Annotated in this window: 21 protein-coding genes; 16 read left to right on the top strand and 5 right to left on the bottom strand. The window is 70.8% G+C overall.

Features of this window, described 5'->3' with window-relative positions:
* Positions 1-117 precede the first annotated feature (117 nt).
* On the bottom strand, positions 118-843 hold the full coding sequence (locus AB0M26_RS17015) for a 3'-5' exonuclease (protein ID WP_365261225.1): 726 nt from the start codon (positions 841-843) through the stop codon (positions 118-120).
* Between the two features lie 176 nt (positions 844-1,019).
* On the opposite strand from AB0M26_RS17015, the gene AB0M26_RS17010 reads away from it, so the two are divergent.
* Together AB0M26_RS17010 and AB0M26_RS17005 are read left to right on the top strand one after the other, a co-directional pair.
* Positions 1,020-1,586, top strand: a complete 567-nt coding sequence (locus AB0M26_RS17010) for a DUF4365 domain-containing protein (RefSeq protein ID WP_365261223.1) — start codon at positions 1,020-1,022, stop codon at positions 1,584-1,586.
* Positions 1,586-2,803: a hypothetical protein gene (locus AB0M26_RS17005; protein ID WP_365261220.1), complete on the top strand. Its 1,218-nt coding sequence runs from the start codon at positions 1,586-1,588 to the stop codon at positions 2,801-2,803. The genes AB0M26_RS17010 and AB0M26_RS17005 overlap by 1 nt, the downstream gene beginning before the upstream one ends.
* 69 nt (positions 2,804-2,872) lie before the next feature.
* Here the strand turns inward: AB0M26_RS17005 and AB0M26_RS17000 are convergent, their stop codons facing one another.
* Positions 2,873-3,442 (bottom strand): DinB family protein, encoded by a 570-nt coding sequence (locus AB0M26_RS17000; protein WP_365261217.1) that lies wholly within the window; start codon positions 3,440-3,442, stop codon positions 2,873-2,875.
* A 109-nt stretch (positions 3,443-3,551) separates the two neighbouring features.
* Here AB0M26_RS17000 and thrS point away from each other — a divergent pair, with 109 nt between their 5' ends.
* Complete coding sequence (gene thrS / locus AB0M26_RS16995; RefSeq protein ID WP_365261214.1) at positions 3,552-5,546, top strand: threonine--tRNA ligase; 1,995 nt, start codon at positions 3,552-3,554, stop codon at positions 5,544-5,546.
* Between the two features lie 61 nt (positions 5,547-5,607).
* Here thrS and AB0M26_RS16990 read toward each other — a convergent pair whose 3' ends face one another.
* Positions 5,608-6,267, bottom strand: coding sequence for a potassium channel family protein (locus AB0M26_RS16990; protein WP_365261211.1), 660 nt, complete (start codon positions 6,265-6,267; stop codon positions 5,608-5,610).
* A 67-nt stretch (positions 6,268-6,334) separates the two neighbouring features.
* Here AB0M26_RS16990 and AB0M26_RS16985 point away from each other — a divergent pair, with 67 nt between their 5' ends.
* Positions 6,335-6,898: an HIT domain-containing protein gene (locus tag AB0M26_RS16985; protein WP_365261208.1), complete on the top strand. Its 564-nt coding sequence runs from the start codon at positions 6,335-6,337 to the stop codon at positions 6,896-6,898.
* 189 nt (positions 6,899-7,087) lie between these two features.
* Here the strand turns inward: AB0M26_RS16985 and AB0M26_RS16980 are convergent, their stop codons facing one another.
* Together AB0M26_RS16980 and AB0M26_RS16975 are read right to left on the bottom strand one after the other, a co-directional pair.
* A complete protein-coding gene (locus AB0M26_RS16980; protein ID WP_365261205.1) occupies positions 7,088-8,743 on the bottom strand; it encodes a hypothetical protein in 1,656 nt (551 codons plus the stop codon).
* Positions 8,744-8,985: 242 nt separating this feature from the next.
* Positions 8,986-11,184: an elongation factor G-like protein EF-G2 gene (locus AB0M26_RS16975; RefSeq protein ID WP_365261202.1), complete on the bottom strand. Its 2,199-nt coding sequence runs from the start codon at positions 11,182-11,184 to the stop codon at positions 8,986-8,988.
* Between the two features lie 188 nt (positions 11,185-11,372).
* Between AB0M26_RS16975 and pgsA the strand changes: the two genes are divergently transcribed.
* From pgsA to secD, 12 genes are all read left to right on the top strand, one after another.
* Positions 11,373-12,035, top strand: a complete 663-nt coding sequence (gene pgsA, locus AB0M26_RS16970) for a phosphatidylinositol phosphate synthase (RefSeq protein ID WP_365261199.1) — start codon at positions 11,373-11,375, stop codon at positions 12,033-12,035.
* Positions 12,035-13,075, top strand: a complete 1,041-nt coding sequence (locus tag AB0M26_RS16965; protein ID WP_365261337.1) for a phosphatidylinositol mannoside acyltransferase — start codon at positions 12,035-12,037, stop codon at positions 13,073-13,075. The genes pgsA and AB0M26_RS16965 overlap by 1 nt, the downstream gene beginning before the upstream one ends.
* Positions 13,072-14,235, top strand: coding sequence for a glycosyltransferase family 4 protein (locus AB0M26_RS16960; protein ID WP_365261196.1), 1,164 nt, complete (start codon positions 13,072-13,074; stop codon positions 14,233-14,235). The genes AB0M26_RS16965 and AB0M26_RS16960 overlap by 4 nt, the downstream gene beginning before the upstream one ends.
* Before the next feature lie 606 nt (positions 14,236-14,841).
* Entirely contained in the window at positions 14,842-15,387 is a 546-nt protein-coding gene (locus tag AB0M26_RS16955; RefSeq protein WP_365261194.1) for a hypothetical protein, read from the top strand.
* 463 nt (positions 15,388-15,850) lie between these two features.
* Positions 15,851-16,699, top strand: coding sequence for a pyridoxal 5'-phosphate synthase lyase subunit PdxS (gene pdxS / locus AB0M26_RS16950; protein ID WP_365261334.1), 849 nt, complete (start codon positions 15,851-15,853; stop codon positions 16,697-16,699).
* A 143-nt stretch (positions 16,700-16,842) separates the two neighbouring features.
* Positions 16,843-17,433, top strand: a complete 591-nt coding sequence (pdxT, locus tag AB0M26_RS16945; protein WP_365261191.1) for a pyridoxal 5'-phosphate synthase glutaminase subunit PdxT — start codon at positions 16,843-16,845, stop codon at positions 17,431-17,433.
* 62 nt (positions 17,434-17,495) lie between these two features.
* On the top strand, positions 17,496-18,248 hold the full coding sequence (locus tag AB0M26_RS16940) for a YebC/PmpR family DNA-binding transcriptional regulator (protein WP_365261188.1): 753 nt from the start codon (positions 17,496-17,498) through the stop codon (positions 18,246-18,248).
* A gap of 156 nt (positions 18,249-18,404) precedes the next feature.
* Positions 18,405-18,965 (top strand): crossover junction endodeoxyribonuclease RuvC, encoded by a 561-nt coding sequence (gene ruvC, locus AB0M26_RS16935; protein ID WP_365261185.1) that lies wholly within the window; start codon positions 18,405-18,407, stop codon positions 18,963-18,965.
* A complete protein-coding gene (gene ruvA, locus AB0M26_RS16930; RefSeq protein ID WP_365261182.1) occupies positions 18,962-19,576 on the top strand; it encodes a Holliday junction branch migration protein RuvA in 615 nt (204 codons plus the stop codon). Before ruvC ends, ruvA begins: the two co-directional genes overlap by 4 nt.
* 82 nt (positions 19,577-19,658) lie before the next feature.
* Complete coding sequence (gene ruvB / locus AB0M26_RS16925; RefSeq protein ID WP_365261179.1) at positions 19,659-20,714, top strand: Holliday junction branch migration DNA helicase RuvB; 1,056 nt, start codon at positions 19,659-19,661, stop codon at positions 20,712-20,714.
* A gap of 173 nt (positions 20,715-20,887) precedes the next feature.
* Positions 20,888-21,409, top strand: coding sequence for a preprotein translocase subunit YajC (yajC, locus tag AB0M26_RS16920; RefSeq protein WP_365261176.1), 522 nt, complete (start codon positions 20,888-20,890; stop codon positions 21,407-21,409).
* Between the two features lie 145 nt (positions 21,410-21,554).
* Positions 21,555-23,354, top strand: a complete 1,800-nt coding sequence (secD, locus tag AB0M26_RS16915; RefSeq protein ID WP_365261173.1) for a protein translocase subunit SecD — start codon at positions 21,555-21,557, stop codon at positions 23,352-23,354.

Genomic DNA, 23,354 nt, shown 5'->3' with positions numbered 1-23,354 from the left:
GCCGGAATGCCAACGGGCAGCCCGGCCTTCGTCTTTGGCGAAGGCCGCGGGGCCCTACCCACCCTCGGGTGCGCCTGGATGTGCGCGGGCACGGTCCGGGAGCCCCGGCCCGCGTTCCTACGCCGCGGCCGGCAGGTCCGGTCGCAGCGGCCACGCCGGATCGACCGCCTCCTCCGTGCCGTTGCGTTCGAACCACGACTGCAGCCCCCGCGCCTGCGCCGCGTGCCAGACCGCTTGGCGGGCGTGCAGTTCGGCCGGACTGAGCTCCTCCAGCCGGGGCCCGAACCGCAGGCACAGAGCGCGTACGACCTCCAGTGCGCCCACCGCGTCGGCCGCCGCGTCATGTGCGGCGGACAGTGTCACGCCGTAGTGCTCGCACAGGTCGGAGAGGGTGCGCCGGCCCTTGCGGTACCGGTCCAGGTACTTGTCGAGGACCCGGGGGTCGAGCACGCACATCGATGTGCACCCCAGGTAGTCCGCAAGGGACTTGGCGCGGTGCCGCCTCAACTCCCGGTCCAGCAGGGTCAGATCGAATGGTGCGTTCATCACCACCAGGGGGGTCCCCGCGGCCGCCTGCGCGGCGAGAGCCCTGGCCACCTCCTCCATCACAGGCGCAGGCCAGCGGCCTTCCCGGTTCAGGTGATCCTGCGTCAGACCATGTACGGCGATGGCCTCTTCGGGTATCGGTACTCCCGGATTCACCAGCCACCGGTAGATGCGCGGTACCGCTCCCGAGGAGCTCTGCACCACCAGTGCGGCGGAGACGATACGGTCCTGCTCGACGTCGATGCCCGTTGTCTCGGTGTCGAATGCGGCGAGCGGTCCCTCGAACCAGCACGACATGTCAAACTCCTCGCGCGTTACCGGCAGATCGGAAATGAGACCCTCTGTCCGAGCTGGTGATACCCGGGCCGTTTGCGCCGTACGCGGGGCGGAGACAACACAATTGACGGGCCGTTCGAAAGTCACTCGGTCCGCAACGGGGATTCCATCGACAAGGCCCGGAAGGCTTTTCGGACATGGCGCTCGCGCAGCCCGAACAAGGGGGGCTGCTGCCCGAGCGGACAGCACCGCTGCGCGGCGGACTGGCCACCACCGCCTGCATGGAAACGCTCCAGGTGGGCTATCTCCACGCGGTCGCGGCCGCGGCGGGCTGCTCGCTTGCGCAGCCCTTTCCCGACAACGGAATCGACTGGCATGTCAGCCACAGTGCGCCGGGCCATGCGGTCGACGACGAAGTGACCATCAAGGTGCAGCTCAAATGCACCTATCAAATAGCGCCGCACCCGTCCGGTCCTTCGTTCTCCTTCACGCTCGACAACGAGCACTTGGTGAAGCTCGCACGCACCCCGGTGTCGGTGCACAAGATCCTCGTCGTGATGCTCGTGCCACGCAGCCCGGAGGAATGGCTGCGCGCCTCTCACGACCTCCTAGAACTACGGCACTGCTGTTACTGGACCAATCTGGCCGGTCACCGGGTGACCGGCCGGCGCAGGACCACGGTGCGGATCCCCACGACGCGGATCTTCGACGACCGGGCCCTCTGCGAAATCATGACCCGGGTCGGGGTGGGAGGGAGACCGTGATGCACCGGCCGTTCGACAAGTCCGTACGCCCCCACCCCCGAGAGTCCGGCGAGACCGCGGGCAGTGGCCCGGTCCCCGAGCGGGTCGACCCCGCCGTCCTCGGCGCGCTGCTGGGCCGCCACGGCTGGCGACGGCGCGGTGGCGAGGCCGGGCGCTACACGCGCTGGACGCCGCCCGGCCACGTCGCGGCCGGCACCAGCCTGCTGGTCCCCGAGAGCCGTGCCTTTCCCGACAGCGGGGACCTGATTGCCGAGGCCCTGATGGCGCTGGCCCGCAGCGCCAGCCCCTCCGCCCGTGACGTCCTCATGGGGCTCGCCGTGCCGAGCGACGAGATCCGGTGGTGGCGGGACGTGCCGCTGTCCGGGAGCGCCGGTGCGGCCTGGCCCGCGCAGGAGCAGCTTCGGACGGGGGCGCGGGCGATGCTGATCGCCGGGGCGCTCGCCGCGCGGGGGCGGGCCGGCTACCACGGCGCCCGCCACCGCCGGTACGCGGAGGCGGCCCTTGAGCACGTACGGGTCGGGCCGGAGCCGGGCAACGGCCGCCGGCTCACCGTGTTCGTGCCGGTCGAGCGCGGTCGTGCCGCGGTCACCGGTCTGCTGCGCGCCCTGCACGCCGCTCGTGACGCGGCCGACTACCAGCGCGCCACCGGCCGCATGGAGGCCTTCGACGCGGCCGTCGAACTCGGGGTGAGCCAGGAGCTGACCGAGGCGGTCGTGGCGCTGGTCCGCGGCTCGGAGGGGATCCGGACGGCCGTCCAGTGGTCGCCGGCGGCGGGCGCGCCCGAGGGGTTCGCGGACGGCCCGGAACCGGTGGAGTTCTCGCCCGGCGATCTGCCGGCCCTGCGCGAGGCGGGCGCGCGGTACGTACGGGACGAGCCGTCGGTTCCCGTACGGATCACGGGCGCGGTGGTGCGGATGCGGCGCTCGGCGCCCAGGGGGCCCGGGAGCGTACGGCTGCGGGTGCTCGCCGGGGCGGATGTGCCGCAGGTGCGGGTGGCCCTGGACGAGGACGCCTACCGCATCGCGGGCCATGCACACCTGGTCGGACTGCCGGTGCGGCTCAGCGGCCGCCTGGAGAGCCGGGGCGGGTTCCGCCGGCTCACCGGAGCGGAGGGGGTGGTGCCGGTGCACGTGGACGAGGAGGAGCGGGACCGGCTGCTCAAGTCGCTCCACGAGAACCTGGACTTCTTCCAGGAGGCATGCGGCGAGGAGGAGTGAGGATCAGCGAGAACGAGCGGACGACGCGGGTCGGGCCGCGTCCCAGCAGTTCCGGAAGAGACCGGAGTTCTAGAAGATGCCGGATTTCCGGTACCGGTAGAGGTCGCGCAACAGAGCCAGTTCCGCCCCATGGTGGATCATCTCGCGATTGATGTGCAGCACCAGGGCCGTCATCGTCCGCTCCGCGTACGGCCCTTCGGCCGGACCGCAGGGGCGCTGCAGACCCTCGTCCCCGAGTGTGCGCACACCGGCTGTCCACGCCGCGTACCCCGCATCGAGCCGCGCGAGGGCCTCCTCCGCCGTACCGGGGTAGGCGTACGACTCGTAACTGACGGGCGGGCCGCCGAAGTGCGAGGCGACCCGCGCCCCGAGGACCCCGACGAGGAGGTGGCCGAGCCGCCAGGCGATCGTGGTCACCGGTGCCGGGTCGGGCTCCGGGACGGCGAAGTCGATCGTGTAGGCGCCCGCTCCGGCAGCGATGGGGGCCGTGGATTCACCTCTGGGGCGCACGTTCCAACAGCCGGGCACCGGCTCCCAGAAGTACTCGTCGTCGGACAGCCCTTCCAGCCGCGGGCGCAACTGGTTCTTCCAGTGCCACTCGAGCTGTTCGACGAGCTCGTGGTTCCAGTCGTTGGCCATACCGGTCACGGTAGGCGGCGGGCTGCTCTTTCGCGTCGCCCCCGCGCGGCTCGGTACGATTCAGGCGCGCAGTGTCCGCTGCGCCAACACCCACAGTCAGGAGAGTCCGGTGTCAGACGTCCGTGTGATCATCCAACGCGATTCCGAGCGGGAAGAGCGCGTGGTGACCACGGGCACGACGGCGGCGGAGCTCCTCGGCGGCGACCGCAGCGTTGTGGCGGCCCGCGTCGCGCCCGCCGGCGGGGTCGCGACCCTGAAGGACCTCGCGCACGAGGTGGCCGACGGGGATGTCGTCGAGCCGGTCCTCATCTCCTCCGACGACGGTCTGAACATCCTGCGCCACTCCACCGCGCATGTGATGGCGCAGGCGGTGCAGGAGCTGTTCCCGGAGGCCAAGCTCGGCATCGGCCCGCCCGTCAAGGACGGCTTCTACTACGACTTCGACGTCGACACCCCGTTCCAGCCCGACGACCTCAAGCGCATCGAGAAGAAGATGCAGGAGATCGTCAAGCGCGGCCAGCGGTTCTCGCGCCGCGCGGTCTCCGATGAGGACGCCCGCGAGGAGCTGTCCGGCGAGCCCCACAAGCTGGAGCTGATCGGTCTCAAGGGCTCCGCCGCGGACGCCGCCGAGGGTGCCTCCGCCGAGGTCGGCGCCGGCGAGCTGACGATCTACGACAACCTCGACGCCAAGTCGGGCGAGCTGTGCTGGAAGGACCTCTGCCGCGGCCCGCACCTGCCGACCACGCGCGTCATCCCGGCGTTCAAGCTGATGCGCTCGGCTGCCGCGTACTGGCGCGGCAGTGAGAAGAACAAGCAGCTCCAGCGCATCTACGGCACCGCCTGGCCGTCGAAGGACGAGCTGAAGGCGTATCTGGACTTTCTCGCCGAGGCCGAGAAGCGTGACCACCGCAAGCTCGGCTCCGAGCTGGACCTGTTCTCCATCCCGGAGGACATCGGTTCGGGACTGGCCGTCTTCCACCCCAAGGGCGGCATCGTCCGCCGGGTCATGGAGGACTACTCGCGCAAGCGGCACGAGGAGGCGGACTACGAGTTCGTCTACACCCCGCACGCGACCAAGGGGAAGCTGTTCGAGAAGTCGGGCCACCTGGACTGGTACGCCGAGGGCATGTACCCGCCCATGCAGCTCGACGAGGGCGTGGACTACTACCTCAAACCCATGAACTGCCCCATGCACAACCTGATCTTCGACGCGCGGGGCCGCTCGTACCGTGAACTGCCGCTGCGGCTTTTCGAGTTCGGGACGGTCTACCGCTACGAGAAGTCGGGCGTCGTGCACGGCCTCACCCGCGCCCGCGGCTTCACCCAGGACGACGCGCACATCTACTGCACGCGCGAGCAGATGGCGGACGAGCTGGACTCGCTGCTCACCTTCGTGCTGAATCTGCTGCGCGACTACGGCCTGGAGGACTTCTACCTGGAGCTGTCCACCAAGGACCCGGAGAAGTTCATCGGCTCGGACGAGAACTGGGAGCAGGCCACGGAGGCGCTGCGCGAGGCCGCCGAGAAGCAGGGCCTGGACCTGGTGATGGATCCGGGCGGTGCGGCTTTCTACGGCCCGAAGATCTCGGTGCAGGCCAAGGACGCGATCGGCAGGACGTGGCAGATGTCGACGATCCAGGTCGACTTCAATCTGCCCGACCGCTTCGACCTCACCTACACCGCGGCCGACGGCTCCCGGCAGCGCCCGGTCATGATCCACCGCGCGCTGTTCGGCTCGATCGAGCGGTTCTTCGCGGTGCTGCTGGAGCACTACGCGGGAGTGTTCCCGGCGTGGCTCGCCCCGGTCCAGGCGGTCGGCATCCCGATCGGTGACGACCACGTGCCGTATCTGCGGGAGGTGGCCGCTGCGCTCCGGAAGCACGGCATCCGGGTCGAGGTGGACGCGTCGGCGGACCGTATGCAGAAGAAGATCCGCAACGCGCAGAAGTCCAAGGTGCCGTACATGCTCATCGCGGGGGACGACGACGTGTCGAAGGGCGCGGTCTCCTTCCGCTACCGCAACGGTGAGCAGAAGAACGGAGTGCCGGTGGACGACGCGGTCGCCGAGATCGTCGGCGCGGTCCGCGACCGCATCCAGGTCTGAACCGCCGCCCGGCCCCCGGCAGCGGGCCGGTTCGCACACCGCGCAGCGGGCCCCCGAGCCATCACCGCTCAGGGGGCCCGGGCTCGTCCTCCGGCCGTGCGAATGTCTGCAGCAGCCAGGAGGAGAACGAGCCGGTGACGGAGCCGAGCAGTGCGAGCCCGCATGCCATGAGCAGCACGGCGATGGCCCGGCCGGTCGGCGTCACCGGCGCCACATCGCCGTAGCCGGTCGTCGTCAGCGTCGAGCAGGCCCACCACACCGAGTCGCCGAACGTACGGATCGTGGCGCCGGGCGCGTCCCGCTCGGCCGCGTAGACGGCCAGTGCCGAGGCGAAGCCGATCAGCAGCGAGGTCAGCGTGGCGTAGGTGATCACCCGCGCGTAGAGGCTGAGAACGGGCTCCTCGTGGCGCTGCTTCATCACGTTGTACATCTGCACCATGCGCAACGGCCGTAGCAGCGGCAGCGCAAGCACCACGGCGTCGAGCGGGTGGCTGGGGACGAACCGCAGCCCCTGGCGGCTCAAGCCCAGTCGGACCGCGTAGTCGACGGCGAACGAGGTCCAGGTCGCCGCCGTCACCGCCAGCCAGAAGTCGTCCCAGCCGGACGAGAGGTCCTCGTCGAGAACCCGCACCGCGTACGAGGCGAGGAACAGGAGCGACGCGACGAAGAGCGGGACGGTGGTGCGCCGCTCCCAGCTCCGCAACCGGCTGTCGTCGTTCATCGGCTCAGCATCGCGGGCGGCCCCGGGGCGACCGCCCCGGCGACACGTTGCGAACGGGCGAAGCCATATGCTGCACAGCATGACGAGTGAGCCGGAACAGCAGATCGGAGTCGGGACGCCGGACGCGTTCCAGCGGATGTGGACGCCGCACCGCATGGCTTACATCCAGGGGCAGAGCAAGCCGAGCGGCCCCGGTACGGGGGACGGCTGCCCGTTCTGCACCCTCCCGGACAAGTCGGACGAGGACGGGCTGATCATCGCCCGAGGCGAGCACGTCTACGCGGTCCTGAACCTGTACCCGTACAACGGCGGCCACCTCATGGTGGTCCCCTTCCGGCACGTCGCCGACTACACGGATCTTGACCCCACCGAGACGGCGGAGCTGGCTGAGTTCACCAAGCGGGCGATGACCGCGCTGCGCACCGCCTCCGGGGCGCACGGCTTCAACATCGGCATGAACCAGGGCACGGTCGCGGGGGCCGGTATCGCCGTCCATCTGCACCAGCATGTGGTGCCGCGGTGGGGCGGCGACACCAATTTCATGCCGATCGTCGGACACACGAGGGTGCTGCCGCAGCTCCTCGCGGATACCCGGCGGATCCTCGCCGAGACATGGCCGGCCCAGGACTGAGAGGCTCAACCGCAAGGGCGCGGGCACCTTGGGTGCCAGCGCCCTGCCATGCGTAGGTACCGTGCGCGCACCCACGCGTACGGATGCGGGCGCTCCTGCGCGTACGGAAGAAGGAGCGCCTCCGCGGTACGGATGGGAGTGAGACGACGGACGAAGGAGGAGCGCCTACGCGTACGGATGGGGGTTCGTTTACGCGTCGTAGACGTCGGCCTTCATAGGTGTCGCGCCCTGGACGCTGCCGCTGAGCAGCGTGGAACGCGTGCCGAACTGCTCGGTGTCGACGCCGTTCTCCTCCAGGACCCGGATCGCGGCCGCATGCACCACCCGCAGGACCGGGGTGGCGGCACGCAGCGCGTCGTCCGCCATGAAGCGGTGGCGCCACGGCTTGTCGGCCCAGGCGTGCCGGAGCCCGAAGGGCTCCGGCAGCACGACCTTTCCGCCGAGGTAGTCCAGGACCGGCGGGAACCAGGTCAGGGGAGCGCGGGCGGCCAGCCGCACCACCTCCTTGGCGTCCACCAGTGGCAGGCCCACCTCCTTGGTCTCCCAGAACTTCACGGCCTTGGAGACCTCTTTGGTCTTGGCTGCGGGCTTGCTGGTGAACAGCGGGTGGACCGGGCCGAGCGCGTGCCCCGTCACCTCGATGCGCAGCGTCTCGTGGAGCACGGTGACGGTGACCAGCATCGTGATCACGAGCTGTCCGTCCCAGAGGACGAACTGCACGCCCAGATAGTGGCGGTTGCCGCTGCCGAACTGCTGCTCGTTGCAGATGCGCTGGATCTCGTGCCCCCTGATCTGGAAGGCGTCGGTGTCGCTGTCCTGCTGCCTGGCCACCTCGTCGGCGCCCTCGCCGATGGGGGAGACGATCCAGTGCGTGACCGACGGCTTCGGGAAGCCGCCGGTGTGCAGCGGCCCCCGCTCCAGCATCCGCAGCTGGTCGTGGACCGCTTTGATGACGTCCCAGCTCCGGAAGGGGTTGATCTCCTTGTCCGGGTCGCGGGAGATCAGTTCCTCCGCCAGATGCCAGCTCCCCCAGCGGGTGCCCATGCCGAGAATGCCCTTGGGGCCCGCGTAGAAGACGAGGTTGCTGCGCTCCTCTGCGGACAGCTTGGCCAGTCCCAGGCGCAGCCGCTCGGCGCTGGTCTCGTTCGGGTTCTGCGGTACGGCCTCGGGGATCTTCGCGCCGATGCCTCCGCCGGCGAGCATGCCGGCCCAGCACTCGCGCAGCACCTTCGCCGTACGCTCGCAGATCTGCTTCGCCCACAGCCAGCCGATCACCGGGGCGACCACCATCGCGCGCAGATAGATGCCCAAGAAGCCGGTGAACGGGAGGCGGATGAGGAAGATCACCGCAAGCACGCCCATGGCGATGAGCACGGCCGTGCCCAGTGCTCCCGCTCCGCGGTTCTGCGAACCGGCGAGCGTGCGGCGGAGCTGGAACGCCCCGAGCCACAGCAGCATGCCCGGCAGGAACAGCAGCCCGAAGACCACCATCACCACGGTCAGCCTGGTGTCGCGCTCCTTGCGGATGCGGTTGGCCGCCAGGCAGTGCTCGACCACGGCCTGCGGCTCGGTGCCGAAGGACTGGATGATCGGCTTCCGGGCGCCGCCGAGCAGCCGCACCTGCACGGCACGCGAGAACGCCTCGCCGAGGTTGGGCTCGAACAGGGACAGCCGCGCAGCCTTCACCTGCGACTTGTGCCAGTCGCTGTTCGCCTTCAGCAGGTCGGCGACCGGACTGTCCCGGTAGGCCGCCGAGGCCAGGGCGTTGGTCGCCGCCGTCTGTCCCGCTGCGCCCGTGAGCGGAACCTGCGCTCCGGGACTGAAGTCGAAACCGCCGTCTGCCACTACCGCCCCCAAGCCGCTGCGCTTCCGCTCAACGATCTTCCCGACTACAACGCCCGGCAACCATGCCCGTGTTCAGGACGTACCGTCGGACGTGCATCTCAGCGTATCGGCGGAGTGCCGCCCGCCGCACGGCAGTTGGACGGGCGACATCTCGACGACGGGCCGGATCCGGCCTCTTGCGAGCCGGACCCGGCCTCTTATATGCGCCCGGCCGGGCGTTCCGCGCCCGGATCCGGTTTCTTCTATGCGCTGGATTCCGCCTCCTCGCGGATCTTCGTGGCGAGCTGCGGCGGCATCGGCTCGTGCCGGCTGTACGAGCGGCTGAACCGGCCCGTGCCGTGGGAGAGCGACCGCAGATCCACCGCGTACCGGCCGATCTCGATCTCCGGCACCTCGGCCCGTACGAGCGTCCGCCCGCCCGGGGTCTGTTCGGTGCCCACGACGCGGCCGCGGCGCCCGGACAGATCGCTCATCACCGAGCCCACGTACTCGTCCGAAACGAGCACCTGGACCTCCGCATACGGCTCCAGCAGGTGGATCCTGCTGGAGGACGCGGCCTCGCGCAACGCGAGCGCGCCCGCCGTCTGGAAGGCGGCGTCCGAGGAGTCCACCGAGTGCGCCTTGCCGTCGAGCAACGTCACCCGTACGTCCACGAGCTGGTACCCGGCGGCGACGCCGCGGGAGGCCTGAGCCCGCACACCCTTCTCGACCGACGGGATGAACTGGCGCGGCACGGCACCGCCGACGACCTTGTCGACGAACTCGATACCGGAGCCCTCGGGGAGCGGTTCGACCTCGATCTCGCAGATCGCGAACTGCCCGTGCCCACCGGACTGTTTGACGTGCCGTCCGCGCGCGGCGGCCTTCTCGCCGAACGTCTCGCGCAGCGACACCTTGTGGAGCACGGCGTCGACCTGGACGCCGTACCGGCTGCGCAGCCGTTCGAGCACCACGTCCATATGGGCCTCGCCCAGGCACCACAGCACCACCTGATGCGTGTCCGGATTCTGCTCCAGACGCATCGTCGGGTCCTCGGCGACCAGACGGGACAGTCCGACGGAGAGCTTGTCCTCGTCCGCCTTGCTGTGCGCCTCGATCGCGACCGGGAGCAGCGGGTCGGGCATCACCCACGGCTCCATCAGGAGCGGGTCGTTCTTGGCGGACAGGGTGTCGCCCGTCTCGGCCCGGTTCAGCTTCGCCACACACGCCAGATCACCGGCGATGGCCTCGGGCATGACCCGTTGCTGCTTTCCGAACGGCGCCGAGAGCGCGCCGATCTTCTCGTCCACGTCGTGGTCCTCGTGACCGCGGTCCTCCAGGCCGTGGCCGGAGACGTGCACCGTCTCGTCGGGGCGCAGCGTCCCGGAGAAGACCCGTACGAGACTGATCCGGCCGACATACGGGTCGGAGGCGGTCTTGACCACTTCCGCGGCGAGCCGCCCCTTGGGGTCGCACGTCAGCGCGGGGCGCGGGGCGCCCTGCGGGGTCGTGACAGCGGGTGCCTCGCGCTCCAGCGGGGTCGGGAAGCCTCCGGTGATCAGCTCCAGCAGCTCGACGGTGCCGATGCCCTGCTTGCTGCCCTCGGAGGGGGGCGCCGCGGCCAGGACCGGGTGGAAGCTGCCGCGTGCCACGGCGCGCTCCAGGTCCTCGATGAGCGTCTTGACGTCGACCTCCTCGCCGCCGAGGTAGCGGTCCATGAGGGTCTCGTCCTCGCTCTCGGCGATGATCCCCTCGATGAGGCGGTTGCGGGCCTCCTCGATGAGCGGCAGGTGCTCGTCGTCGGGTGCCCGGTCCACCCGCTCGCTCGCGGAGTAGTCGTAGACGCGCTGGGAGAGCAGCCCGATGAGCCCGGCGACCGGGGCATGCCCGTCCGCGCTCTCCTCGCCGTGCAGCGGCAGATACAGCGGCAGGACGGCGTCCGGGTCGTCGCCCCCGAAGGCCCGCCGGCACACCGCCGTCATCTCCTCGAAGCCGGCGCGGGCCGACTCCAGATGCGTCACGACGATCGCGCGCGGCATGCCGACGGCCGCGCACTCCTCCCACACCATGCGTGTCGAGCCGTCCACGCCGTCCGCCGCAGAAACGACGAAGAGGGCCGCGTCCGCTGCTCGCAGACCGGCCCTCAGCTCTCCGACGAAGTCGGCGTATCCGGGTGTGTCCAGAAGATTGATCTTGATCCCGCCCCATTCCACAGGGACGAGGGAGAGCTGTACGGATCGCTGCTGGCGGTGCTCGATCTCGTCGTAGTCGGAGAGACTGCTTCCGTCCTCGACCCGGCCCGCCCGGTTCACCGCGCCCGCTGCGAGGGCGAGTGCTTCGACCAGCGTGGTCTTTCCCGATCCGCTGTGGCCGACCAGCACCACATTCCGCAGCGATGAGGGCTGGTCGGCCGATACTGCCCTGCCGGCGGCCCCGGGGTTTGTGTTCGTCCTGTCGCCCATGTGCCTCGCCTCCCGGTCTGCACCTGTTGCGTTCTTTCGAGCTTTCCACCGCTGCCAGGCCGCGTCCATACGTCGAACCCCGGGCACGCGCCGGGTGCGCTCGCCCCGGGCAAGCGCCTGCTGGCTACGATGGGGCGGCGCCGGTGGCCGCAAGGGCCGCGCGGCCCCCACCGACCCTCGGGAAGGCCATGCTGAACAAGTACGCGCGTGCGTTCTTCACGCGTGTTCTCACACCGTTCGCGTCACTCCTGCTGCGCCTCGGCGTCAGCCCCGATGCGGTCACCCTCACCGGTACCGCGGGCGTCGTGGCGGGTGCGCTGGTCTTCTATCCGCAGGGCGAGCTGTTCTGGGGCACTGTGGTTATCACCCTGTTCGTCTTCTCGGACCTGGTGGACGGCAACATGGCCCGGCAACTGGGCAGGTCGAGCCGGTGGGGCGCCTTCCTGGACTCCACGCTCGACCGGGTCGCGGACGCGGCGATCTTCGCGGGGTTCGCGCTCTGGTACGCGGGCGGCGGCGACAGCATCGCGCTGTGCGCGGTCGCGATCTTCTGCCTGGCCAGCGGGCAGGTCGTCTCGTACACCAAGGCGCGCGGCGAGAGCATCGGCCTGCCGGTCAATGTGAACGGGCTGGTGGAGCGGGCCGAGCGGCTGACGATCTCGCTGGTCGCCGCGGGCTTCGCCGGGTTCGAGACATTCGGCGTGCCCCACATCGGCATCCTGCTGCCGATCGCTCTGTGGATCGTTGCCGTGGGCAGTCTGGTGACACTGGGGCAGCGTATGGTCACCGTACGGCGTGAGGCCGCGGAGGCGGACGCGAGTGCGGCCCCGGCGCAGGGGAGCGAGGCATGATGAGCGGGATCGCGCACCGGCTGACCGACGGGCTCTACGGCCTGGGCTGGAGCACCGTCAAGCACCTGCCCGAGCCCGTGGCCGTGACGCTGGGGCAGCAGATCGCCGACACGGCCTGGAGACGGCGCGGGAGGAGCGTGCTGCGGCTGGAGGCCAACCTCGCCCGCGTTGTGCCGGAGGCGGGAGCGGAGCGGCTCTCGGAGCTGTCCCGCGCGGGCATGCGCTCCTATCTGCGCTACTGGATGGAGTCCTTCCGCCTCCCGGCCTGGAGCAACGAGCGCATTGCGAGAAGCTTCGAGGTCAAGGACCTGCACCTGCTGGAGGAGGGCCTGGCCGCGGGCAAGGGCTTGATACTGGCACTGCCCCACCTGGCGAACTGGGACCTGGCGGGCGCCTGGGTCACCACCCGGCTCGGGGTGCCCTTCACCACCGTGGCCGAGCGGCTGAAGCCGGAGACGCTCTACGACCGGTTCGTGGCCTACCGCGAGGGCCTGGGCATGGAGGTCCTTCCGCACACCGGCGGCAGCGCATTCGGAATGCTCGCGCGGCGGCTGCGCGCGGGCGGGCTGGTGTGCCTGGTCGCCGACCGCGACCTCTCCGCGTCGGGTGTGGAGGTGTCCTTCTTCGGGGACACGGCGCGGATGCCCGCCGGGCCCGCGATGCTCGCCCAGCAGACCGGCGCGCTGCTGCTCCCGGTCACGCTCAGGTACGAGGAGCCGCCCCTCATGCGGGGCCGGGTCCACCCGGCGATCGAGGTCCCGGCGACCGGCACGCGGACCGAGAAGACCTCCGCGATGATCCAGGCCCTGGCCGATGTCTTCGCCGCCGGGATCGCCGAGTCTCCGCAGGACTGGCACATGCTGCAGCGGTTGTGGCTGAAGGACCTCGAACCCCGGGAGGCGGCCGCCGGCTCGCCGACCGGCCCGGCGGAGTCCGGCGTGGTGTCCGACGAGGTGCCCGGCGGCGGCGTGGCGCGCGGCGGTTCCACCGGCCGGGACACCGGCTCCAGGGACGACAGTTCCGGAACGGAGAAGCCTTGAGGATCGGCATCGTCTGCCCGTACTCGTGGGACGTGCCGGGCGGCGTCCAGTTCCATATCAGGGACCTGGCCGAGCACTTGATCCGTCGCGGGCACGAGGTCTCCGTCCTGGCCCCGGCGGACGACGAAACGCCGCTGCCGCCGTACGTCGTCTCGGCCGGACGCGCGGTCCCGGTGCCGTACAACGGCTCGGTGGCCCGCCTCAACTTCGGCTTCCTGTCCGCCGCGCGGGTCCGCCGCTGGCTGCACGAGGGCGACTTCGACGTTCTGCACATCCACGAGCCCGCCTCGCCCTCGCTCGGGCTGCTGTCCTGCTGGGCGGCGCAGGGCCCGATCGTGGCCACGTTCCACACCTCCAACCCCCGCTCGCGCGCGATGGTCGCCGCGTACGCGATCCTGCAGGCGGCCCTGGAGAAGATCAGCGCCCGGATCGCGGTGAGCGAGTACGCGCGCCGCACCCTCGTCGAACACCTCGGCGGCGACGCGGTGGTCATCCCCAACGGCGTGGACGTCGGCTTCTTCGCGGACGCCGAAGCGAAACCCGAGTGGCAAAGCGGCACGATCGGCTTCATCGGCCGCATCGACGAGCCGCGCAAGGGCCTTCCGGTGCTGATGAAGGCGCTGCCCCGGATCATCGAGGAGCGGCCGGAGACCAGGCTTCTCGTCGCGGGACGCGGCGACGAGAAGGAAGCGGTCGCCGGGCTGCCCGCCGAGGTGCGCGAGCGCGTGGAGTTCCTCGGCATGGTCAGCGACGAGGACAAGGCGCGTCTGCTGCGCAGTGTGGACCTGTACGTGGCGCCCAACACCGGCGGCGAGTCCTTCGGCATCATCCTCGTTGAGGCGATGTCGGCGGGCGCCCCGGTCCTGGCCAGTGACCTGGATGCGTTCGCGCAGGTCCTGGACGGGGGAGAGGCGGGCGAGCTGTTCGGCGTCGAGGATTCGGACGCGCTGGCGGCCGCGGCGGTACGGCTGCTCGGCGACCCGGAGCGCCGGGAGGTACTGCGCGAGCGCGGCAGCCGCCACGTACGGCGCTTCGACTGGGCGACGGTGGGCGCGGACATCCTGGCCGTCTACGAGACGGTCACGGACGGCGCGGCCTCGGTCGCCGCGGACGACCGCACGAGCGGCCTGCGCGCCCGCTTCGGCCTGGCCAGGGACTGACGGACGGCAGGCAGGCGTACGGGATCGGACCCGAGGGCCATCGCCTTCTCATGCAGCCGCGGAGCACGGCATGGCCGCGCCCGGGCTCAAGTCCGCTTCCGCGGCGGCCTGTTGGTCCGTGCACGGCATGGCCGCGCCTGGGCTCAAGTCCGCTTCCGCGGCGGCCTGTTGGTCGTGGGCGAGGACTGGCTGGGCAGGGTGCCCGGGAGCGGCCGTCGTCGGTTGCGCGAACGGGGTGCCGGGGGGCCCGTCGTTGAGAGGGCCTGACCCGAAGCAGCCTTTGCGGCAAGCGATTTCAGGCCGGGTGCCGGGGGGATGGCTGCTGCGGCTCCGGGCGCCCTGGAATACCGCTCACCGGGGCCTCGCTGCGGCCCCGGCCGTCACCGGCGCCCGTGCCGGACCCGATGCTCGTCCTATCCGCCGCAGTGGAGAGATGGGGCACCCTGGCCCTGGGGCGGTCCGAGCGACCCGGGTCTGCTGCGGGAAGCGTGAACGGGAAGCCTGAACGGGAAGCGGGAAGCGGGACTCCGCCGGAGCGGTCCGCGCGAGCGCGGCGGGAATCCGCCGTGCCGGGAATGGAATTCCCTGCCGGTAGCCTTGCCGCCCGTGACCTCGACTTGGATCTGGATCGCGGTGGCGCTCGTCGCGATCGCCTTGTACCTGAGCTGGACCGCGGGGCGGCTAGACCGGCTGCACGCACGCATCGACGCCACCCGCGCCGCGCTCGACGCGCAGCTTCTGCGCCGCGCCTCCGTCGCGCAGGAGGTGGCGACGTCGGGGGTCCTGGATCCGGCCGCCTCGATCGTGCTGTACCAGGCTGCTCATGCCGCCCGCCAGGCCGAGGAGGAGCAGCGCGAGGTGACCGAGAGCGAGCTCAGCCAGGCACTGCGCGCCGTCTTCTCCGAGTCCGCGCAGGTCGATGCCGTACGTGATGCCCCCGGCGGCGAGGAGGCGGTCGGGGAGCTGGCGGCGGCGGTGCGCCGTGTCCCCATGGCGCGGCGCTTCCACAACGACGCCGTACGCGCCGCGCGTGCCCTGCGGCGGCACCGCAAGGTGCGCTGGTTCCGGCTCGCGGGACACGCGCCGTTCCCGCTCGCTTTCGAGATGGACGACGAGCCCCCCGCCGCTCTCGCCGCCCGCACGAGGACCTGACTCGCGCCGAACGGGTCGCAGCTCGCGCCCAACGGGGCCCGAGCTGCGACCCCGGTCCCTGACTCGCGCCCACCGTGCCCCGATCCGCGACCCCAGGCCCCTGACCCGTACCACGCCAGGACTCCGCGCCGGGTGCGACTCCTCGCGCCGGGCGCCTGAGCCGCGCCATGGTGCGGCGCCCCCCTTTCACCATCACGGCACGAGCCGCGGTCCGACCGGGCCACCGGCGAATGATTGGCCCTTGTCCGGGTACGGCGGCACACGGTTTGGTCTTCCCCGTACCAGTCAGGCGGTCCCCCCGAACCGGGTGCCGGTCGGGGACGGACATCGAACGGCCCTACGATGGGCTCATCGCACATTCGTCATCGAGTGAGGTCAAACCGTGTCCAGCACGCTCCCCAGCACGTCTGCCAACGCTTCCTCCGGGGCCCCCGAGACCGGCACCGCGCGCGTCAAGCGCGGCATGGCCGAGCAGCTCAAGGGCGGCGTGATCATGGACGTCGTCACGCCGGAGCAGGCGAAGATCGCCGAGGACGCCGGCGCGGTCGCGGTCATGGCGCTGGAGCGCGTGCCCGCCGACATCCGCAAGGACGGCGGCGTGGCCCGTATGTCCGACCCGGACATGATCGAGGGCATCATCGGGGCCGTGTCGATCCCGGTGATGGCCAAGTCCCGTATCGGCCATTTTGTCGAGGCCCAGATCCTCCAGGCCCTCGGTGTGGACTACATCGACGAGTCCGAGGTCCTCACCCCGGCCGACGAGGTCAACCACAGCGACAAGTTCGCCTTCACCACCCCCTTTGTCTGCGGCGCGACGAATCTGGGCGAGGCCCTGCGTCGGATCGCCGAGGGGGCGGCCATGATCCGCTCCAAGGGCGAGGCCGGTACGGGCAATGTGGTCGAGGCCGTGCGCCACCTCCGCCAGATCAAGAACGAGATCGGCAGGCTGCGCGCCCTCGACAACAACGAGCTGTACGCGGCCGCCAAGGAGTTGCGCGCCCCGTACGAACTCGTCAAGGAGGTCGCGGAGCTGGGCAAGCTGCCCGTCGTGCTGTTCTCCGCCGGCGGTGTCGCCACCCCGGCCGACGCCGCGCTGATGTGCCAGCTCGGCGCCGAGGGCGTCTTCGTCGGCTCCGGCATCTTCAAGTCCGGCGACCCGGCGAAGCGCGCCGCCGCCATCGTGAAGGCCACCACCTTCTACGACGACCCCAAGATCATCGCGGACGCGTCCCGCGGCCTGGGCGAGGCCATGGTCGGCATCAACTGCGACACCCTCCCCGAGACCGAGCGGTACGCCAACCGCGGCTGGTGACCGAGTACTTCGCGACGGGTGGGCGGCCGTGGGGGACCGCGGGCCGCCCACCGGCCGCGGAGCGCGGGAATCCCCGCCCGCGTCACCCCGCAGCACCCGCAGACCGCTGACACAACAACCGCACCGCTGAGAGGTCTTCTCCCGTGTCCACCCCAGTCATCGGCGTCCTCGCCCTCCAGGGCGACGTCCGCGAGCACCTCGCCGCGCTCGCCGAGTCCGGCGCCTCGGCCCACCCGGTCCGCCGGGCCGGGGAACTCGCCGAGATCGACGGCCTGGTGATCCCCGGGGGCGAGTCGACCACCATGTCCAAGCTGGCGATCACCTTCGGCCTGCTGGAGCCGCTGCGCGAGCGGATCCGCGGCGGCCTGCCCACGTACGGCACCTGCGCCGGCATGATCATGCTGGCGGACAAGCTGCTGGACGGCCGGGACGACCAGGAGACGCTCGGCGGCATCGACATGATCGTGCGCCGTAACGCCTACGGGCGGCAGAACGAGTCCTTCGAGGCCGCCGTGGACTTCACCGGCATCCAGGGCGGCGAGGTCGAAGGCGTCTTCATCCGTGCCCCGTGGGTGGAGTCCGTCGGCGGGGACGTGGAGGTCCTGGCCACGCACGAGGATCACATCGTCGCCGTGCGTCAGGGGCATGTGCTCGCGACGTCCTTCCACCCGGAACTCACTGGCGACCACCGCGTTCACCGGCTGTTCGTGGACACGGTGCGCAACGGCGGTTGAACCGATCCCGGTAGGATCACCGGTGTTGGTCCAGGAATGGGTTACGTGAAGGAGACAGGCGGATGTCCGGCCACTCTAAATGGGCTACGACGAAGCACAAGAAGGCCGTGATCGACGCCAAGCGCGGCAAGCTCTTCGCGAAGCTGATCAAGAACATCGAGGTCGCGGCCCGTATGGGCGGGGCGGACCCTGACGGCAACCCGACGCTCTACGACGCCATCCAGAAGGCGAAGAAGCAGTCGGTGCCGAACAAGAACATCGACTCCGCGGTCAAGCGCGGCGCGGGTCTCGAGGCCGGCGGTGCCGACTACGAGACGATCATGTACGAGGGTTACGGCCCCAACGGCGTCGCGGTGCTCGTCGAGTGCCTCACCGACAACCGCAACCGCGCCGCCTCGGACGTGCGCGTCGCCATGACCCGTAACGGCGGCTCGATGGCGGACCCGGGTTCGGTGTCGTACCTCTTCAACCGCAAGGGCGTAGTGATCGTCCCGAAGAACTCGCTGGGCGAGGACGACGTCCTGGCCGCGGTTCTCGACGCGGGGGCCGAGGAGGTCAACGACCTCGGTGAGAGTTTCGAGGTCCTCAGCGAGGCGACCGACCTCGTCTCGGTGCGCTCCGCGCTCCAGGAGGCGGGCATCGACTACGACTCGGCGGACGCCAACTTCGTCCCCACCATGCAGGTGGAGCTCGACGAGGACGGCGCGCGCAAGATCTTCAAGCTGATCGACGCTCTGGAGGACAGCGACGACGTGCAGAACGTCTTCGCCAACTTCGATGTCGCCGACGACATCATGGAGAAGGTCGAGGCCTGACAGCGGGTCACCCACGGGGTCAACAGTCGTACGGCAGTGGGCCGGCAGGGCAACATGCCCGGCCGGCCCGCCGCCGTATTGCGGGAGTTGTCAGCGAGGCCCGATAGCCTGCGGGAACGCAGGAACGGATGCGCTAGACGCGAGGGGAGGGCCGCGGTGCGGGTGCTCGGCGTGGACCCGGGGCTGACCCGGTGCGGCATCGGCGTGGTCGAGGGCGTGGCGGGCCGGCCGCTGACGATGCTCGGTGTCGGCGTCGTACGGACCCCGGCGGAGGCGGGCGTCGGCGAGCGCCTGCTGGAGATCGAGCGCGGCGTCGAGCGGTGGCTGGAGGAGCACCGGCCCGAATGCGTCGCAGTGGAGCGGGTGTTCAGCCAGCACAACGTCCGCACCGTCATGGGCACCGCCCAGGCCGCCGCCGTGGCGATGCTGTGCGCATCGCGTCGCGGGCTCCCGGTCGCCCTGCACACCCCCAGCGAGGTGAAGGCCGCCGTCACCGGCAACGGCCGCGCCGACAAGGCACAGGTGGGCTCGATGGTGACCCGTCTCCTGCGGCTGGACGCCCCGCCGCGCCCCGCCGACGCGGCGGACGCCCTCGCGCTCGCCATCTGCCACATCTGGCGCAGCCCGGCGATGAACCGGCTCCAGCAGGCGCACGCGGCGGCCCGCCGCTCCGCGCCGTCCCGTATCCCGCCGACCCCGAAGGGCACCGTCCGATGATCGCCTTCGTCAGCGGCCCCGTCGCCGCTCTCGCCCCGGACACCGCGGTCGTCGAGGTCGGCGGTGTCGGCCTCGCGGTCCAGTGCACCCCGGACACCCTCTCCGGGCTCCGCCTCGGACAGCCCGCGCGGCTCGCCACCTCCCTGGTCGTCCGCGAGGACTCGCTCACGCTCTACGGCTTCGCGGACGACGACGAGCGGCAGACCTTTGAACTGCTGCAGACCGCCAGCGGCGTCGGCCCGCGGCTCGCGCAGTCCATGCTCGCCGTGCACTCGCCGGACGCCCTGCGGCGCGCGGTGGCCACGGGGGACGAGAAGGCGCTCACCGCGGTCCCCGGCATCGGCAAGAAGGGTGCCCAGAAGCTGCTGCTCGAACTGAAGGACCGGCTCGGAGCGCCGGCCGGCGCGGTCCAGGCCGCCGCGCCCGCGGCGAAAGCGGCGGGTTGGCGCGACCAGCTCCACACCGCGCTCGTCGGCCTGGGGTACGCCCCGCGCGAGGCGGACGACGCGGTCGCCGCCGTTGCCCCCCGGGCCGAAGCCGGGGACGGCCCGCCCCCGCCCGTCCCCCAGCTCCTGCGCGCGGCCCTGCAGACCCTGAACCGGGCCCGGTGACGCCTGCGCGAGTCGGGCAGGGGATGACCCGCGGACCGAGCCGCGGGCGCACAGCCGACAACGACAGCCAAGGAGCGACGAGTTGAACTGGGAAGACGGCGCGGACCGCCTGGTGGGCCCCGCCGCCGACGGTGAGGACCAGGCGGTCGAGGCCGCCCTGCGTCCGAAGGACCTCGAGGAGTTCATCGGCCAGGAGCGGGTGCGCGAGCAACTGGACCTCGTACTGCGGGCGGCGCGCGCCCGCGGCGCGACCGCCGACCACGTCCTGCTCTCCGGCGCCCCGGGCCTCGGCAAGACCACCCTGTCCATGATCATCGCAGCCGAGATGGGCGCCCCGATCCGGATCACCTCGGGTCCGGCCATCCAGCACGCCGGAGACCTGGCCGCCATCCTCTCCTCCCTCACCGAGGGCGAGGTGCTCTTCCTCGACGAGATCCACCGGATGTCCCGCCCCGCCGAGGAGATGCTCTACATGGCGATGGAGGACTTCCGCGTCGACGTGATCGTCGGCAAGGGCCCCGGAGCCACCGCCATCCCCCTGGAACTCCCGCCCTTCACACTGGTCGGCGCCACTACGCGGGCCGGGCTGCTGCCGCCTCCGCTGCGCGACCGGTTCGGCTTCACCGGGCACATGGAGTTCTACGAGCCGGAGGAGTTGGAGCGCGTACTCCACCGCTCCGCCCGGCTGCTCGAAGTCACCATCGAGGCCGAGGGGGCCGCCGAGATCGCCGGCCGCTCCCGGGGCACCCCGCGCATCGCCAACCGCCTGCTGCGCCGGGTGCGCGACTACGCCCAGGTCAAGGCGGACGGCGTCGTCACCCGCGAGGTGGCCGCCGCGGCCCTCGGGGTGTACGAGGTCGACGCCCGCGGACTGGACCGCCTCGACCGCGCCGTGCTCGGCGCCCTGCTCAAGCTGTTCAACGGCGGGCCGGTCGGTCTGTCCACGCTCTCGGTCGCTGTGGGCGAGGAGCGGGAGACCGTCGAGGAGGTCGCCGAACCCTTCCTCGTACGGGAGGGGCTCCTGGCCCGTACGCCGCGCGGGCGGATCGCGACACCCGCGGCATGGCAGCACCTGGGCCTCGTACCCCCGCAGCAGAGCGGTGGGGCGCCGGGGCAGCAGGGGTTGTTCGGGGTGTGACCGCCGGGTTACGGCGCGGGGACTCGCCGAGCGCGGAACCCGGGTGCCATGCTGAACGTTGTTCCTCTGGTGCGGACTCGCTTAGACTCCGCCGATGCCGTCTTTGTCGATGGCTCGCCCACCCCCGAATACCAGGCCGCTCCCGTGCGGTCGTGCGAAGGAAACCTCGTCCCGTGAATAACGTCGGTCTCTTCCTCCCGTTCCTCGTGCTGATCGGGGCCATGTTCCTGATGACCCGGTCCGCGAAGAACAAGCAGCGCCAGGCCGCACAGATGCGTGACCAGATGCAGCCCGGCACCGGCATCCGCACGATCGGTGGCATGTACGCCACGGTCAAGGAGGTCGGCGACGACACCGTTCTTCTCGAGGTCGCCCCCGGCGTCCACGCGATCTATGCGAAGAACTCCGTCGGCGCCGTTCTCGACGACGCCGAGTACAACCGCATCGTCCACGGCATCGAGCCCGACGACGACCTCAAGGCAGACGGTCCCGTGAAGACCGACGGCCCGGTCGTCCCGGACGACGCCTCCTCGCTCATCTCCGACGAGGCCGCCCCGGCCGACGGCGACAAGCCGCGCATCGACCTCGGCAAGTCCGACGAGGACGCCGAGGCCGACACCGACGCGGCGGCCGGCACCAAGGGTGCCGCCGAGGCCAAGGACGGCAAGAAGGACGGCGACGCCGACGCGAAGTAGCCGGCCCCGGGACCGCGCCGCATCCACGGGGGTGCCCGGCGCGGTCCCAGGACGGTCAGGCAGCGGCGGGGCGCCGTCCCACAAGACTTCGTGGCCGCCTCCGCACACCTGATGCGGAGGCGGTTGGACAGGGAGAAACGAGAAGGTGGCAGCACCGAAGAAGGGCCGTAAGCCCTCCGGGGCACAGGGCAGGCCGGGGCGCGCCCTGGCGCTGATTCTGATCGCCCTGGTGGCGCTCACCGGGGGGATGTTCCTCTCCGGGCACACCAAGCCGCGGCTGGGCATTGACCTCGCGGGCGGTACGAGCATCACGCTCACCGCCAAGAACCAGCCCGGTGAGAAGAACGCGATCAACCCGACCAACATGAACACCGCGGTCGGGATCATCGAGCGTCGCGTCAATGGTCTGGGTGTCTCCGAGGCCGAGGTCCAGACGCAGGGCGATCAGAACATCATCGTCAACATCCCGCGGGGGACGAACGAGAAGCAGGCGCGCGAGCAGGTCGGCACCACCGCCCAGCTCTTCTTCCGCCCCGTTCTGACCGTCGCCCAGGGCAGCAAGACCCCCGAGCCCAGCACCAGTCCCAAGGCTCCGGACAAGGCCAAGGGCGGGGACCAGAAGAAGAGCGGACAGCAGGCCAAGCCCTCGAACGAGCCCTCCTCCGGCCCCACCACCCAGGGCCGTGCCGTGACCGACGCGCTGAAGGCCGACGGCGACCCGAAGAAGGCCGAAGGCGCGCCGCAGGGCGACGTCGCCGAGGCGGCCCCCTCTCCCCCCGGTTCCGGTGAGCCCTCCCAGTCCCAGCCGCCGGCCCCCCAGCCGCAGCCCGGCGCCGCCATCCCGGCCGACCTGCAGAAGAAGCTGAACGCGCTGGACTGCTCCACGCCCGAGAAGCGCGCTCAGGCCGGCCAGGGCAGCAGGCCCGGCGAGCCCACCGTCGCCTGCGAGGAAGACGGGTCGGTGAAGTACGCGCTCGGCCCGGCGGACGTCGAGGGCGTCGACGTCGACGACGCCAAGGCCCAGTTCGACCAGACCCGCGGCTCCGGCTGGGTCGTGACGCTGGACTTCAACGACAAGGGCGCGAAGAAGTTCGCGGACTCCACCGGCAAGCTGGCGGGCAAGCAGCAGCCGCAGAACCAGTTCGCGATCGTCCTGGACGGCGAGGTCGTCTCTGCGCCCGGCGTCGACAACGCGATCACCGGTGGCAACGCCGAGATCTCCGGCAACTTCACCCAGCAGAGCGCCGAGGACCTGGCGAACGTCCTGTCGTACGGTGCGCTGCCGCTGACGTTCGAGGAGTCCAGCGTCACCACGGTCTCCGCCGCACTAGGTGGTGAGCAGCTCCATGCCGGTCTGATCGCCGGTGCCATCGGCCTCGCGCTGGTGGTCATCTACCTGGTGGTGTACTACCGCGGCCTGGCGTTCGTCGCGGTGCTGAGCCTGATGGTCTCCGCGGCCCTCACGTACACGATCATGACGCTGCTCGGTCCCGGCATCGGCTTCGCGCTCAACTTGCCGGCGGTCTGCGGTGCGATCGTGGCGATCGGTATCACCGCGGACTCGTTCATCGTGTACTTCGAGCGCATCCGCGACGAGATCCGTGAGGGCCGCACGCTCCGCCCCGCGGTCGAGCGCGGCTGGCCGCGCGCTCGGCGCACCATCCTGGTGTCCGACTTCGTGTCGTTCCTCGCCGCGGCCGTGCTCTTCATCGTCACCGTCGGCAAGGTGCAGGGCTTCGCCTTCACGCTCGGCCTCACCACGCTGCTCGACGTGGTCGTGGTGTTCCTCTTCACCAAGCCGCTGATGACGCTGCTGGCCCGCCGGAAGTTCTTCGCGAGCGGCCATCCCTGGTCCGGTCTGGACCCGAAGCGGCTCGGTGCCAAACCCCCTCTGCGCCGCAGCCGTCGTACCCCCGGCGTTCCGACCGACCCCAAGGAGGCGTGA

Source organism: Streptomyces sp. NPDC051776 (assembly GCF_040681345.1).
GTDB lineage: Bacteria > Actinomycetota > Actinomycetes > Streptomycetales > Streptomycetaceae > Streptomyces.
This window is presented reverse-complemented; position numbering and strand designations above follow the sequence as displayed.

Excerpts from the sequence above, each read along its gene's own strand:
- AB0M26_RS17015 (WP_365261225.1), bottom strand. The coding sequence starts at position 843 with ATGTCGTGCTGGTTCGAGGGACCGCTCGCCGCATTCGACACCGAGACA.
- AB0M26_RS17010 (WP_365261223.1), top strand. The coding sequence starts at position 1,020 with ATGGCGCTCGCGCAGCCCGAACAAGGGGGGCTGCTGCCCGAGCGGACA.
- AB0M26_RS17005 (WP_365261220.1), top strand. The coding sequence starts at position 1,586 with ATGCACCGGCCGTTCGACAAGTCCGTACGCCCCCACCCCCGAGAGTCC.
- AB0M26_RS17000 (WP_365261217.1), bottom strand. The coding sequence starts at position 3,442 with ATGGCCAACGACTGGAACCACGAGCTCGTCGAACAGCTCGAGTGGCAC.
- AB0M26_RS16990 (WP_365261211.1), bottom strand. The coding sequence starts at position 6,267 with ATGAACGACGACAGCCGGTTGCGGAGCTGGGAGCGGCGCACCACCGTC.
- AB0M26_RS16985 (WP_365261208.1), top strand. The coding sequence starts at position 6,335 with ATGCTGCACAGCATGACGAGTGAGCCGGAACAGCAGATCGGAGTCGGG.
- AB0M26_RS16975 (WP_365261202.1), bottom strand. The coding sequence starts at position 11,184 with ATGGGCGACAGGACGAACACAAACCCCGGGGCCGCCGGCAGGGCAGTA.
- pgsA (WP_365261199.1), top strand. The coding sequence starts at position 11,373 with ATGCTGAACAAGTACGCGCGTGCGTTCTTCACGCGTGTTCTCACACCG.
- AB0M26_RS16965 (WP_365261337.1), top strand. The coding sequence starts at position 12,035 with ATGAGCGGGATCGCGCACCGGCTGACCGACGGGCTCTACGGCCTGGGC.
- pdxS (WP_365261334.1), top strand. The coding sequence starts at position 15,851 with ATGGCCGAGCAGCTCAAGGGCGGCGTGATCATGGACGTCGTCACGCCG.
- AB0M26_RS16940 (WP_365261188.1), top strand. The coding sequence starts at position 17,496 with ATGTCCGGCCACTCTAAATGGGCTACGACGAAGCACAAGAAGGCCGTG.
- ruvA (WP_365261182.1), top strand. The coding sequence starts at position 18,962 with ATGATCGCCTTCGTCAGCGGCCCCGTCGCCGCTCTCGCCCCGGACACC.